Raw genomic sequence first — 13,300 nt, forward strand, 5'->3', positions numbered from 1 at the left:
TATGGAATCCGATAAGCGGAGGTCTTCAACCGAACTTGAAAATCATCCTGAAGATCGCCGCGATTCCTTCACGGAACCAATCCTGTTGGGCGAGCCAGACGAGGATGCCTGCAATCGACGTCGTCGCTACAGTTCCAACCGCGTATTCAGCTGAAACCATCCCAGATTCTTCCTGTGGTGTGAGGGCCGAGGCCAGTACGCGCTTCATCATGGTGTCCTTCTTTCTCTCTCCGCCATCTGGCGGTTTAACCGGCGTTGCCGGGTGTCACCGGATGTGACAACACCAGTGTGCGCGCTGTCAAAATTTCGTGATTTGGCGATTTGGAGAAAAGTGAATATTTCCCCCGCGCCAAAAACTGTGGACAAATAATCGCCCTAAAACAAGGTTCCAGCCGCCCCGGCCACAACCGGCACGACACCAATCAAAATGAACGCCGGCAAAAAGCACAGGCCGAGCGGCATCACAAGCCGGGCTCCAAGCCGCTCGGCGGCCTCTTTCGCATTGCGTTGGCGTTGAAGGCGAAGCGTGTGAGACGAACGCTCGATCAGGGGAACGGGAGCCGCACCGTCCGTCCAGGCGGCGCGTAAACTCTCCTGCAACCGTGTTCCCGCCACCCCTTCCCAGGCCTCCTCCCAACTGGCGCCGAGCAGGAGCAGCCGAGCGACAGTTGTACGCTCCTGGCCGCCCGTCGCAACATCAAGAGCCGCCAACGTGCCCGGTATCGACAGCCCCGAACCCAGTGCGGCGGCCGCTAAATCCAAGACCACCGCGGGATCAACCGACTGCCTTGTCCGCTCCCTTTTCTGCGGCGCCCCTACCGGCGGGGCCATCCACACCCAGGCAAGCATCCCCGCCATGATCGCAATCCAGATCACTGCTCCTCCTCGGCAGCCCGCGCCTCCCGCACTAATTTGACAGTCCACATCACGCCCGCAACCTCGAAGCCGATTCCGGCCACAAGCGCAAGCCTGCCCAGCCCAGTACCAAACAGGAACCCGATCGGGTTGGCACCGAGGGCAAAGCCAAGCGCAAGCCCAAAGACGGGCAGCGCCGCAAGCATCCGCGCGGAAGCCAGAGGCCCGGCCAGCGCAATGTCTCGCGCACTGCGGGCCTCACCCGATTCCGTAATGCCCTCAGCGCAGGCGTCCAAGACCTCCGCCATGGGAGCACCGGTGCGATAGCTCATCGTGCACACCGCGAATGTAGCCGGCAGCGTGTGCACAACGACGTCGTCCACGCCCACTTTTCGCCGCTCCCGCCAGTTCAATTCGCCCAACCGCCGCAGGGCACAGGGCACCCCGTACTCGTCTAGCACCTTCTCTCCCGGATCTAGGCCGGCGTGCTGGAGAGTTTGTTCCCATGCCCGCTCGGGGCTCGCTCCCGATCGCAACCGGCTTGCAACCTCAGTGACAATCGCGCCCATATCGATCGGTTTTCGCGCTTTTCGGACCGGTTTTTCACGAATTTTGCGCTCCCGCGCAACCCGAACCCGTGGCACCGTCACATAGGCCACCAAAATGAGCAGGCCGATCCAGATCACGAGTCATCCTTCGCGTCGAGCCGCTCGGCTAAGCGCTGCCACGCCTCTCCGTACTCCACCGCGCCCTCGGGGCTCACTCGAGCCGCAATCGGCGCAGCCAGCAATCCGCCACGTCGCTCAAACACAGCGATTTCACTCAGATACCTTCGCGAGCCCGATCGCCGCACGTGAATCGCGGCATCAAGCCCGGCCGCAGCTTGAGCGGCCACGGTGGGTTCGGTCATATCCGCGAGCGCGCCGAGCGCGACGAGGCGTGCAGGAATGTCGCCGGTTGAGTTGGCATGAATGGTGGCCCATCCGCCCTCATGGCCGGTATTGAGGGCGCCAAGTACGTCCCGTACTTCGGCACCTCGGCATTCGCCGAGCACGATCCTATCGGGCCGCATCCGCATGGCGGCTCGCACGAGGTCGCTCGTGGTGACCTCGCCGGCGCCTTGCACATTGGCTTTGCGCACCTGCAAGTGCACGACGTGCGGGTGGGAAGGGCGCAGCTCGGCAGATTCTTCGATCACCAAGATCCGCTCGTTTTCGGGTACGAGCGTGAGCATCGCATTTAAAAAGGTGGTTTTTCCCGCGCCGGTTGCCCCTGAAATCAGCACGTTGGCCCTGCTTGAAACGAGCCGTTTCACTAGCGGCACGAGCTTTCCAGCGATCGATCCACCGTCAGCTAGATCTTCGAGGCTGAGCACCCTCGCGCGGTGGGTACGCAACGAAATAAGCGTGCCTTCGGCACTCAGTGGCGGTATGACGGCGTGCAGGCGTACGCCCGAGGGAAAGGTGCCGTCCACGATCGGGCTCGCGTCGTCGAGCCGCTGGCCGCACGATGCGGCAAGCCGCACCGCCAAAGCGCGCGCTTCTTCTTCGCTATCAATCCCCGAGTTTTCCACCCGGTGCATGCCGTCACCGCGGTCTACCCAAACGTCGGTGCCATTGACCACCACGTCCGTCACGGCAGCTTCTTCGAGTAGCGGCGCAATCACCGGGCCGGCTCCGATGAGTTCGTGGCGCACCTGGGTCTGAACTGCGGCCAGTTCGGTGGTGAACAGCGCTCCGGGCAGGTCCGCAAGGGCCCCTGCCAAATCCTCACCCGCGGCGAGTTTTCGGCGAACTTTGGCCAGTTGGGAGTTGTTGAGCCTCACGCTACGGACTCCTGGAGGTGCAAGCGGATTTCCCGAATGTCTTTCTCCCCGGTAGATCGCGGGCGGTCTCCGGGAGCGATTCCGTGGTCGGTATCACCTCGTACGGCGCGCATGGGCCGCACGGGGAACACGTGATCGACTCCGATAATTTCCGCGGCGTGGGCGGCTTCCGCTTTACTTCGCATTCCCACGCCGGCGACGACGGCGCCCGGCACCTGTTTGGCGCGCACGCGGGCATGTGCGAGGGAGACGGCGTCCGAGCGGGTGACGAGAACGAGCCTGTCACACCATTCGATGATGCCTTCCGGCTGGGCACTTCCGGCATCGCCGGCCTGCTGGGGCACGAGCGCGGTTGGTGCGAAGTCGACGATAGTCCACGGCTGGGTTTGTGAGAGCGCTGAAATAACCTGAACTGCGAGTGCAGCGTTGGGTATTCCTCCTCGTTCGTCTGCTGATACGACGTGAACGTTGTGCCAGACGGGCAGCGCGGTGGCGAGTCGTCCGGCGAGGATCGCGCCGTCTCCAGCGAGGTCTGCCCACCGTTTTCCCGTGGCGGCGTCCATGGCGATTACGTGGTCAATGCCGACGGAGGCGGGGTTCGCATCGATCAATCCTGCCGAGCTTCCACGCGCGAGCTGGCGGGCGAGCCACGCGGCGATTGTCGTGGTGCCGGCTCCTCCATGGGCTCCGACGACGCCGATCACTCGCCCGCGCAGGGTGGCTCCTACGGCGGCCATAAGCTCGAGTATGTCCGCCGAGTCTTCCGATACGCGCAGTCGTGCCCGCCCCCGGGGGAAATAGGGGGCGAACATGTCGTTGAAGTAGGCAACGACGCCGTCGTCGGGCGCGTCGTCGAACGTGAGCACGGCTGGAACTTTGCCGCGCATGAAGTCCACGCCGACGAGGTCGGCAAGCCGTTCGAGTTCGAGTGCAACTTTGCCGCTCGAGCCCGTGTATACAACTGAAAAGAGGTCTTTTTCATTCATGGCTCCAGCTTTTCAAGCACTTCGCGAGCGCCGCAGAAAATCCTTCGCTTGTGGACAAGCCCGGTTATGCACAAAGGCACGCCGAAAAGTTCTTTCGCCGGGCCCTGTTTTGTCGTTACGCTGATGTCATCCCACCGATTGGAGAAACTTTGTCTACGCCAACAGATCCTTATAACTCAGGTTCGCGCCGCCCCTTCGACGATGACGCCGCCATTCTCGATCCCATCGATAATGGCACGTCTCCTGACGACGAGCAGGCCGCGTGGGATCGTGCTTTTGAGTCGGACGGCGAACTGGACGAGCCCTCGCCTGCCGAGGCGGAAACTGAAGATGATTCTAAGTCCAGCAACCCCACACTTGGCGCCTTTATTTCCGATCGTCACGAACCCGCAGCTAGCTGGACCAACAAACCTAGCCACACCGAGGAAAACCGGGCCTCAAGCGAGACGGAAGAGCCCGACGTCGATCCAATTCCCGTCCCTGCAGAACGTATCGGCCCAACCCGCACATCAGTCATGCCTACGGCCTCCGACGTGTCAGCCGAACACAGCCCGGATGACACTCCGCACGGACCGGCGCTCGGCACCCCAGTGGCTACCGCGACAACGGCGCCTGCCGATCCCGTGCCAAACACGACGCCGGAGCGCCGCGAGCACTGGGCCTCCGATCCGGGTGAGGCCGCATTCGCCCACGACATTCCCGAAGAACCAAAGGGCCGCGGCCTGGCTCACGCCGGCACGCTACTACTGACGTTGCTGCTCGTGCCGGTCGCTTGGTACCTGATCTCTGACGCGGGCGCCCGCCTGTCGGCCGTCGTCGACAATCCGTGGGACACCGGCTCATTCCAGATTTTCCCGTTCCTCGAGCTTTTGGGCGGCTTCGTTGTTTTGGCAGTCATCTGGCTGTTCGCACGCACGTCCTCGCTCGGCGCCCAAGTTATCGGTGCAACTACCGCAATCGCGGGCATCGTGGCGCTGGTAGCACCAAAGCTGGGTAACGACGTCGTCAACGCACTCGATCGCGCGATCGGCGACTACAACGATTTCACCGGCAACGTGGTACATCACCTGGGCAACGATCTCGGTTCCGGCAGAATAGCGACCTTTGGACTTCTGCTTTTCCTGACCGGCCTGGTTGCGCACGGTGCACGCAGGCGCGGCCAGCGTGTTGGCACCGCCCTGACTCGCCGGCAATTCCTTCTCGGAGATGAAAACACACAGGACTAATGCCCGCTGACACAAGCTGCGTCACGCTCCCCGGGCCGTGGCGCCACGAAAAGATCCAAGCCAACGGGGCACAGTTTCACGCTGCGGTGGCCGGTGAGCACCGTGAGGATCGACCCCTGGTGCTTCTGGTTCATGCCTTTCCGCAATACTGGTGGGCGTGGCGCCATCAGATCGGGCCGATTGCCGAGGCCGGATACAAGGTCGTGGCGCTAGACCGCCGCGGAATTGGCGGCTCTGATAAAACGCCCGACGCCGAGGACGGCCTCACCTTGGCCTCGGATTTGACCGCGGTGGTACGCGCATTCGGTGCCCGCAAATCCGTGTTGGTTGGAGCCGGCCGTGGCGGCGCCCTAGCATGGTCTGCGGTTTCAATGGAACAAGATCTATTCGCCGGGCTCGTCACCGCCTCATCACCACATCCGCGCACATTACACCGGGTTGGCATCCACGTCACATTCCGCACTTGGCGGCACGTGATCGCCAGCATGATGGGCCCGCTCAGCCGCCGCGGCCTTGTACGTGAGAACTCCGTTCGGGCTCTGCTCACCGAATGGTCGGCGCCCGGCAACGACGGCGCCACCCGGGAAGCGCACCGGTACACCCAAGCCCTCCAACTGCCCGGGGCGGCAAAGGTATCCCTCGAGCAACTGCGCTGGACGTGGCGTGCTCAGGGTTCGCCAAGCGGCCGCAAATATCTGCGTGAATCGGCCAATTCTGTGCACATACCGGTGCTTGCCGTTCGTGGTGACAAAGATCCCCTGCTGCCCGATCGTGCCTGGGACGGGGACTTGGAGTTCGCTGTCGGCCCCTATCGCAAACTGCGAGTGCCAAACGCCGGGCACTTCATTGCCGAAGAACAACCGGAAGCATTCACGAAGATCTTGCTCGATTTCCTGGCGGATATCGACATCTAGGTAGCTTCGGGTTTCTCGGCCGACGGGCACACATCCGCGAGTACGCACTTGCCACATTCGGGTGAGCGGGCGTGGCAGATACGCCGCCCATGATAAATGATCCGATGGCAGTCCACAGTCCAGTTGTCTTCGGGCATGACCTCCATCAGATCGCGCTCGGCCTTGACCGGATCCTTCTGCTCGGTCCAGCCCCACCGGCGCGCCAGCCGCCCCACGTGGGTATCCACCGTTATCGCCGGCACCCCGAACACGTTGCCGAGCACCACGTTAGCCGTTTTACGGCCCACTCCCGGAAGTTTCACCAGCGCGGAACGGTCGGCTGGCACAGCGCCCTCGTGCCGGTTGACCAGCTCGGTACCAAGGCCGTGGAGGGACTTCGCTTTAGCGCGGTGAAAGCCCAGCGGCCGCAAAATTTCTTCGAGATCCTCCCTCGATGCACTCGCGAGCGCCGCAGCATCGGAGTAGCGCGCAAACAGCTCGGGAGTGACCTGATTGACCCGCACGTCGGTCGTTTGCGCCGAAAGCACCGTTGCCACGAGCAGTTCGAAAGCGTTGGAGTGGTCCAGATCCGTCGTCGCATCTGGATAGAGTTCGTGCAGGCGAGCTAAAATTTCGGTAACCTGGCCGGGCGAACCCGGCAGCGGCGTCGTCATGGAACCCTCCCTCCTGCAAATGTGAACGGCATAAGGTTATCCTGAAAAGACGCGCCAATGTCGTGCACGGAAGGCGCTGACGTGGCAAGATAGGATGTATATGACCTCGGGCACACGCGCGGCCAATCCGCCAAGCGATGCTCACACCCGCAGCCGCGAGGCTAGCCGCTGTGGAAAGCTATAGAAGAAAGGTGGTCGGATGGAATCGAACATCCTTGCCAATGTTGAATTGTTCAAGGAGCTCGGCGACGACGAACGCGACGCCCTGCTTTCCCTCATGTCGGAAACGACGCTCAAGCGCGGTGAGTCCCTCTTCCACGAAGGTGATGCGGGTGACAGGCTGTACGTGATCGTTGAGGGCAAAGTGAAGCTTTCACACACCTCCGATGACGGACGTGAAAATCTGATCGCGATCCTCGGCCCGGGTGAAATCATCGGCGAGCTTTCGCTATTTGACCTCGGTGCGCGCTCATCCACTGTGACGGCGATTGCACCGTCGAAATTCTTCTACCTCTCGCACAAAGACATGATGGACTACATCGACGAACACCCGAAGATGGCCAAGTCCATGTTGCGTGAACTCGCCAAGCGGCTTCGCAATACCAATGATCAGATGGCCGATCTTGTGTTCTCCGATGTTCCAGGCCGCGTTGCCAAAGCCCTTCTCGACCTGGCTGAGCGGTTCGGCGAGCGCACTCCCGAAGGTATCTACGTGGCGCATGATCTCACGCAGGAAGAGCTCGCACACCTCGTGGGCGCCTCGCGTGAAACGGTCAACAAGTCGCTCGCTGATTTCACTGCCCGAGGCTGGATCCGCCTCGAAGGACGTGCAGTGTTGCTGATTCAGGTGGGCCGTCTCCAGCGGCGGGCGCACTGAGTCTCAAACTAGCGCTGAACCTAGGGTGCTGAGCTTGAAATCAATTGTGGGGGCCTAGAAAATCTAGGCCCCCACTTCTTGTGCTGTGTTGAAGTTAGCGGGATTTATGTAGCTCAGATACATGAGCAAGCACCCTTCGCACCAGTTAGCGCTTGCGGCCAGATGATCCCACGTAAATGCCAATGAAAATGATTGCCACGATAGTCACGACGATCCAGCGGATCCAATCAATTCCACGGGTGTCGGCAGGATAGCCAAATAGCGAAAGGATCAGGTTGCCCACGACAACACCGGCCACACCGAGCCCAACGGTAGCGGGCGCTGAAACCGAACCGGCATCTTGACGAATAAATTTAGCGAGGAATCCAATGACCGCGCCGAAAATAATTGTTCCAATAATATTAAACATGTCAGTGACCTTTCAGTCGATTGATTACGCCGCGGATGTGCCGAAGCGCGCTGTCACCGGTAAATAATCTACCGGCCCTAACCTAGAGAATTAGGAACCGAAAGTGAGAGATTTCTAATCTGCGCACATCGTTGCCGAACAGTGCTAGGTGCCTAGACCAGAACAGTCCTCCTACGTGCGTGGAGCGACGGGCATCATGCGCACTTGCATCGCCTTAACCTCCGCGAAAATTGGTGAACCAACCCGAATCTCCAATTCGGCCGAGGCCGCGCTCGTAATAGTTGCCCGAATCGGTGAAGTTGAGCCGATATCGATCCGTGTTTCAACGCCGCTTCGGCTGGCCTCAATGGCCACAACGGTGCCCGGTATCACGTTACGAATCGAACTGTTGCTTGGAGCGGTTCGAAGCGACACAGCACGCGGATCAAAGATCGCAGCAGCCCGATCGCCCTCATTCAGGTCGCCGATTTCACCTTGCAATCTAAGCTCGGTGCCCTCAAGCTCTAGCCCGCCATCGCGGACCTGCCCAAACTGCATATTCAACCCGGCAAAATTCGCCACGAACTCGGTGGGCGGCTCGGACAGCACCTTTTCCATCGAATCCACGCCAACAAGGCATCCATTGTCAAGGACGGCAACCCTGTCGGCGAGGGTGAGCACGTCGATCAGGTCATGGGTGACGAGCACTGCGGTCAGGCCGCGAATACGGCCGGAAATCACCGACCTCAAGGCTGCGCTCGATGCCGTATCAAGCGCAGCAAACGGCTCATCGAGGAGCAGCAGCTGCGGATCAACCGCGAGCACGCGGGCGAGCGCAACGCGTTGCGCTTGCCCGCCAGACAGCTGCCAGGGTGCCTTGTGCTCGTGTGCTTCAAGTCCGACGCCTCGCAGCTCAGCTCGCGCGCGTTCACGGGCTTGCACCTTTGGCACTCCATGGCATCTGGGGCCGAAGGCCACGTTATCAAGCACGCTCATGTGCGGGAATAGCGCCGGCGATTGGTCGAGAAAGCCCACTGTGTCCGGCACAGTGACGCTCGATTTCGGATCTGTGATGTCACCGGCCAGTAGGCGGATTCCGGTGGATTTCCCCGAGCCGTTGGGGCCTATAATTGCCAGTGTTTCGCCCGGTCGGCCGTCAAGTTCATAGGAAACATCACGCGCGGGCACGTTCGCGGTTAGTGCGAAGGGCATGGCCGTGGAACTTGGTCCAGATGCCGGGGAGCCAGCGTTGACATCATGCTCGGCCCGCCCATTTTCTGGCCTATCCTCCTCGGTCCCGGCCGGGGCGGCATCGTATTCGGCACCAGGGTTCGAATCGAAGCGCCGCATATTTCGTGCTTCCAGAATCGCGGTTGCCCCCGTAAGCACAATGGCAATCGCGATTAATACAAGGGAAAGCGCTATTGCCGTATCGGTGTCTTGTTCGCGCTGCAGGTAGACCTCGAGTGGTAGCGTGCGAGTGGTTCCCTGCATCGATCCAGCAAACGTGATCGTAGCACCGAATTCGCCTAGTGAGCGCGCGAAGGCGAGCGCACCACCCGAGGCAATTGACGGGCCGAGTACCGGGAGGGTGATTCGCGAGAACTGGATCCAGCGTGAGGCACCTAGGCCGCGGGCCGCATGCTCGAGGTCGGAACCAGCGGCTTTCGCGGCAGTTTCCACCGTGATCACCAAGTATGGGAGCGAGACGAAAATCTGCGCCAGAACGACGGCGAGGGTGGTGAATGGGATCTGAATTCCGAATGCTTCCAGGGCTGGGCCGAGCGTGCCGCGCCGGCCAAAGGTCGTGAGTAGAGCCAAACCTGAAACGACCGGGGGCATGACAAGTGGCACGAGCACCGCCGTGCGTGCGGGCGTGAGCCAGCGCGGGCGGCGGGGCAGTTCTGAAGCGCGCGCGAAAACGAGTGCGAGCGGCGTGCCCAGCGCAAGGCAAATAACCGTCGACACAAGGCAGGTTTTGAGCGAGAGCCATAGGGCATCCAGCGATGACTCCGAGGTGAGGATCGTGCCGAGGTCGGACCATGGCACTCGTGCCGTCATGCCTAGCAGTGGCAACACGAGTGCCAGTAGCGCCAGTAGCGCCGGCAATACGAACCACGTGGGAATTCCTCGTAGAGTTTTCACCATGCGAATCCGCTAGTTATCGCCAAAGCCGTATGTGGCCATAATTTCTTGCCCGGCATCGGACATGACGGCGTCCACGAAGGCCTGCCCCAAATCTGCTTCGGGTGCCTCCTTGAGCGTGGCGATCATGTAGACGGTTCCGACGTCGGTCATGCCCGGAACATCGACGATGTCGACGCCATCACCCGCAAGCATCGCATCGGTCAAATAGACCAGACCGGCATCGGCCTCCCCGGTTTCTACTTTAGTTCGAACGTCAGTGACGGACTGCTCTTCGGAAACGGGCGTGAATTCCATTCCCTTCACCTTGGCCAGCTCAGCACTCACAGCGCCACACGGGACCTGCGGAGCACACAGCACAAAATTTGCTGCATTTGCCGATTCCAGATCAGTGATGCCGGCGGGATTGCCCGCCGGCACGATCAATCGCAAGGTATTTTTGGTGAGTTCAACCGGATCGTTGACGAGATCGGCCTCAACGGCCTTGTCCATATTCGCCTCATTGGCAGAAGCGAAAACGTCGGCCTGAGCGCCCGATGTCATCTTTTCAACCAGAGCGGATGATCCCTCAAACGAAAAGTTGACGGCCACATCCGGATATTCTTCGGCGAAAACGGATTCGGCAATTTCGGGAAATGCGGCGTTGAGCGAGGCCGCGGCAAACACTGTGATCTCTCCGGATTGGCCGCCATTCGACGTCGAATCAGTGGCAGACCCATCGCCAGAACAAGCCGCGAGTGCCATGGTCAGTGAAAGCGCGCTAACGAGCGCGATTTTGCGGAACTTCATTGTATTCTCCTGTGTGCAACGTAGGTCCCTAGGCGCCACCGAGCTGTTGCTCTTCCCGGTGATAGGACGTGTGACGGCAGTTTGCGCCCTGCCGTGGCGTACTTTTTAGTCTAACCGCGTTATCGTGCGCGCGGGTGGACTTAAGCCCTGCCATGAGAGCGTGAATAACTCATGAGAAAACCCCGCTTTTTGGCGCGAGCATGGACGCCAGCGCTCACAGTCACACAATTTTCACGGCTCTCAGAACACCAAGGGCGTTTTCGTTCAAGATTTAGGAAATTATTGACTATTTCATTACTCGTTCTATGCTGGATGCATGGATATCAAAGCTGCAGTAGTTACCGTCTCGGATCGCGCGTCGGCCGGAAAGCGCGAAGACCTCTCGGGTCCAACCGCTGTCCGAATTCTCGAAGAAGCCGGCATTGCCGTGCTCGAAACCGCCGTTGTTCCAGATGATGTACGCGCGATTGCCGAAGCGGTCCAAACCGTTGCCTACGAAGAAATCGACCTTGTGATCACCACCGGTGGAACCGGGATCACGCCGCAGGATTACACGGCGCGCGCTATGGACCCGCTCCTGCGTTTTGACATTCCTGGAATCGCGGAAGCGATTCGCGCCAAAGGCGTCGAGAAAGGCGTTCCGGGAGCGCTTCTCTCCCGCGGGCGAGCCGGCGTGATGGTGGGCGGAAGAAACCGCACACTCGTGATCAACCTGGCCGGGTCGGTCGGCGCGGTCGAGGACGGCATGGAGGTCATTATTCCCGTCCTCGAGCACGCTGTGGAACAAATGCGCGGCGGCGATCACTAAAAGTCAATAATCTTTACCGCGTCCCCTTCGGCCACCGCCTCCACATCCGCTTCCACGACGGCGAGCACATCTGCGGCGTGCATCGCTGCCACGAGGTGCGATCCGGAGCCGAGTTCGTGGACTGGTACAACGACGGCGCCACCGCCATCTTCCTGCCACCCGGCTCCCGTCATCAGCTTTCCTGGCAGGAATTGGCGCCGCCCCGCCGAAGACCTCCACGACGCTCCGGCCCGGGCCATCGCACAACCGGGCGCTGCATCTACCAGGTCCTCGGGCTGGCCCAGAAGCCTGGTTAGGAATGGGCGTACGAACAGCCGGAAAGAAACCGCTACTGACACCGGGTTGCCGGGCACCGCAATTACCGGAATGTCACCGGCGAGCCCGTGCCCCTGGGGCTTACCCGGCTGCATGGTCACTTTTTCGAAGGTCCAGTCGTGCGCCAGGCCATATTCCTTGACCGGGTCAAACGCCCCCATTGACACTCCGCCAGAGGTAACGATTAGGTCCACGTCCACAGGTAGGGCGGCCCCAAATTCTTCGGCCGTGTCCGCAACCGTTCGTACAACCGTGGGTTCACCCCCGGCCTTGCGCACCAGAGTGGCGAGTAGCGTGGAGTTGGAATCCGGAATCATTCCCGGGCCGGGCTCCTTCCCGGGTGCAGTCAGTTCGGCGCCGGTGGAAAGCACGGCGACGCGCGGCTTCCGCCTGACTTCCACCTCGCCATAGCCGATCGAGGCAAGTGCCGATAGTGCGCGCGGCCCGAGCACCGTACCCGCCTCGATTGCGCGGGTGCCTGCCGTCAGGTCCTCTCCCGCGAAGCGTACATTCGCCTGCGGTTTTGGTCGCGCATCAATCCGCACCCGGCGCGGCATGGCTGACGCGCCGCGCGGTGCATCCGTGTCCTCAACCTTCACGACGGCGTCCGCCCATTTCGGTACTGGAGCGCCCGTCATGATCCGCGCGGCGATCGGCAAACCGCCCTCCCGCAGCTCGGCATCGCCAAGGCTGCGCTCCTGCCCGACAACCCCGGCTGCCACGTCTTCAACGACGGCGAACTCCCACGGCCCCTCTCCCCGAAAATCTTCACCTCGCACAGCAAAGCCGTCCATGGCCGAGTTATCGAAGGGCGGCACGTCCAACTTGGCGATCGCGTCGTGGGCGAGCGTGCGCCCAAGCCCGTCCGCGAGCGCAACAGCTTCAGTGCCTAACGTGGCGTGGGGCAGGTTGTCGTAAATCAGTTGACGATATTCTTCTGGAGTCATAATTTTCCTTAACCGCTTGGCGGGTTGTAGCCGTAGCGCTGTAACAACTGGCAGACGGCGTCGCTATGCCTGAACGGCCCGGTCCGTTTCGAAGCCGGGGCGCTCCCACGTGCCAGAACGCCCACCGGACTTGCGGGTAATCACGAGGTCGGTGATCGCGGCCGAACGGTCCACGCCCTTGACCATGTCAACCACCGTGAGAGCCGCTACTGACGCGGCGGTCAGGGCCTCCATTTCCACACCCGTGCGGTCAGCGGTCCGCACGGTGGTCCGGATCATGACGTGGTCTTCAGCAAGTTCGAGATCCACCTCGGCGCCGTGCACCCCGATCGTGTGCGCAAGTGGCAACAGATCGGGCACCCGTTTAGCGGCACTTATGCCGGCAACTCGCGCAACCGCCAACACGTCACCTTTTGGCACCCGCCCGTCATGCAAAGCTTCCATCACCGTCGGCGAAACCAGAACTTTTGCCTGTGCACTGGCCGATCGAATGGTGGGCTGCTTGGCTGTCACATCAACCATCCAAACCTTGCCCTCAGAATTGAGGTGGGGAAATTTCATGGCGCTCCTCT

At 61.1% G+C, this 13,300-nt stretch carries 15 protein-coding genes; 4 read left to right on the forward strand and 11 right to left on the reverse strand.

Going from position 1 to position 13,300, the window contains the following annotated elements; genetic code table 11:
- Nucleotides 1–25: 25 nt before the first annotated feature.
- The 5 genes from J2S70_RS04115 to J2S70_RS04135 all read right to left on the reverse strand — a co-directional run bounded on the left by J2S70_RS04115 (nucleotide 26) and on the right by J2S70_RS04135 (nucleotide 3,666).
- Nucleotides 26–211 (reverse strand): DUF4244 domain-containing protein, encoded by a 186-nt coding sequence (locus J2S70_RS04115; RefSeq protein WP_307682473.1) that lies wholly within the window; start codon nucleotides 209–211, stop codon nucleotides 26–28.
- Nucleotides 212–375: 164 nt separating this feature from the next.
- The gene (locus J2S70_RS04120) at nucleotides 376–876 is read right to left on the reverse strand and encodes a type II secretion system F family protein (RefSeq protein ID WP_307682474.1); all 501 of its coding nucleotides are present in this window, start codon (nucleotides 874–876) and stop codon (nucleotides 376–378) included.
- Entirely contained in the window at nucleotides 873–1,541 is a 669-nt protein-coding gene (locus J2S70_RS04125; protein WP_307682475.1) for a type II secretion system F family protein, read from the reverse strand. Before J2S70_RS04125 ends, J2S70_RS04120 begins: the two co-directional genes overlap by 4 nt.
- Nucleotides 1,538–2,680, reverse strand: coding sequence for a TadA family conjugal transfer-associated ATPase (locus tag J2S70_RS04130; protein ID WP_307682476.1), 1,143 nt, complete (start codon nucleotides 2,678–2,680; stop codon nucleotides 1,538–1,540). The genes J2S70_RS04125 and J2S70_RS04130 overlap by 4 nt, the downstream gene beginning before the upstream one ends.
- Nucleotides 2,677–3,666 carry a hypothetical protein gene (locus J2S70_RS04135; protein ID WP_307682477.1) on the reverse strand — a complete coding sequence of 330 codons (990 nt, stop codon included), beginning with the start codon at nucleotides 3,664–3,666 and terminating at the stop codon, nucleotides 2,677–2,679. The genes J2S70_RS04130 and J2S70_RS04135 overlap by 4 nt, the downstream gene beginning before the upstream one ends.
- 149 nt (nucleotides 3,667–3,815) lie before the next feature.
- Between J2S70_RS04135 and J2S70_RS04140 the strand changes: the two genes are divergently transcribed.
- Entirely contained in the window at nucleotides 3,816–4,892 is a 1,077-nt protein-coding gene (locus J2S70_RS04140) for a hypothetical protein (protein ID WP_307682478.1), read from the forward strand.
- Nucleotides 4,892–5,806 (forward strand): alpha/beta fold hydrolase, encoded by a 915-nt coding sequence (locus tag J2S70_RS04145; RefSeq protein ID WP_307682479.1) that lies wholly within the window; start codon nucleotides 4,892–4,894, stop codon nucleotides 5,804–5,806. Before J2S70_RS04140 ends, J2S70_RS04145 begins: the two co-directional genes overlap by 1 nt.
- Here J2S70_RS04145 and nth read toward each other — a convergent pair.
- A complete protein-coding gene (gene nth, locus J2S70_RS04150) occupies nucleotides 5,803–6,459 on the reverse strand; it encodes an endonuclease III (protein ID WP_307682480.1) in 657 nt (218 codons plus the stop codon). The two genes, J2S70_RS04145 and nth, sit on opposite strands and share 4 nt — an antisense overlap.
- Before the next feature lie 199 nt (nucleotides 6,460–6,658).
- Between nth and J2S70_RS04155 the strand changes: the two genes are divergently transcribed.
- Nucleotides 6,659–7,336, forward strand: a complete 678-nt coding sequence (locus J2S70_RS04155) for a Crp/Fnr family transcriptional regulator (RefSeq protein WP_307682481.1) — start codon at nucleotides 6,659–6,661, stop codon at nucleotides 7,334–7,336.
- A gap of 145 nt (nucleotides 7,337–7,481) precedes the next feature.
- Here the strand turns inward: J2S70_RS04155 and J2S70_RS04160 are convergent, their stop codons facing one another.
- The 3 genes from J2S70_RS04160 to modA all read right to left on the reverse strand — a co-directional run bounded on the left by J2S70_RS04160 (nucleotide 7,482) and on the right by modA (nucleotide 10,658).
- The gene (locus tag J2S70_RS04160; protein WP_307682482.1) at nucleotides 7,482–7,745 is read right to left on the reverse strand and encodes a GlsB/YeaQ/YmgE family stress response membrane protein; all 264 of its coding nucleotides are present in this window, start codon (nucleotides 7,743–7,745) and stop codon (nucleotides 7,482–7,484) included.
- Between the two features lie 171 nt (nucleotides 7,746–7,916).
- Complete coding sequence (locus J2S70_RS04165; RefSeq protein WP_307682483.1) at nucleotides 7,917–9,872, reverse strand: ABC transporter permease; 1,956 nt, start codon at nucleotides 9,870–9,872, stop codon at nucleotides 7,917–7,919.
- A 9-nt stretch (nucleotides 9,873–9,881) separates the two neighbouring features.
- A complete protein-coding gene (gene modA, locus J2S70_RS04170) occupies nucleotides 9,882–10,658 on the reverse strand; it encodes a molybdate ABC transporter substrate-binding protein (RefSeq protein ID WP_307682484.1) in 777 nt (258 codons plus the stop codon).
- A 316-nt stretch (nucleotides 10,659–10,974) separates the two neighbouring features.
- On the opposite strand from modA, the gene J2S70_RS04175 reads away from it, so the two are divergent.
- Nucleotides 10,975–11,466, forward strand: a complete 492-nt coding sequence (locus J2S70_RS04175; RefSeq protein ID WP_307682485.1) for a MogA/MoaB family molybdenum cofactor biosynthesis protein — start codon at nucleotides 10,975–10,977, stop codon at nucleotides 11,464–11,466.
- Here the strand turns inward: J2S70_RS04175 and J2S70_RS04180 are convergent.
- Entirely contained in the window at nucleotides 11,463–12,728 is a 1,266-nt protein-coding gene (locus tag J2S70_RS04180; protein ID WP_307682486.1) for a molybdopterin molybdotransferase MoeA, read from the reverse strand. The two genes, J2S70_RS04175 and J2S70_RS04180, sit on opposite strands and share 4 nt — an antisense overlap.
- A gap of 63 nt (nucleotides 12,729–12,791) precedes the next feature.
- Nucleotides 12,792–13,289: a cyclic pyranopterin monophosphate synthase MoaC gene (gene moaC / locus J2S70_RS04185; RefSeq protein WP_307682487.1), complete on the reverse strand. Its 498-nt coding sequence runs from the start codon at nucleotides 13,287–13,289 to the stop codon at nucleotides 12,792–12,794.
- Nucleotides 13,290–13,300: the final 11 nt, after the last annotated feature.

Source organism: Trueperella bonasi (assembly GCF_030811535.1).
GTDB classification, from domain to species: domain Bacteria; phylum Actinomycetota; class Actinomycetes; order Actinomycetales; family Actinomycetaceae; genus Trueperella; species Trueperella bonasi.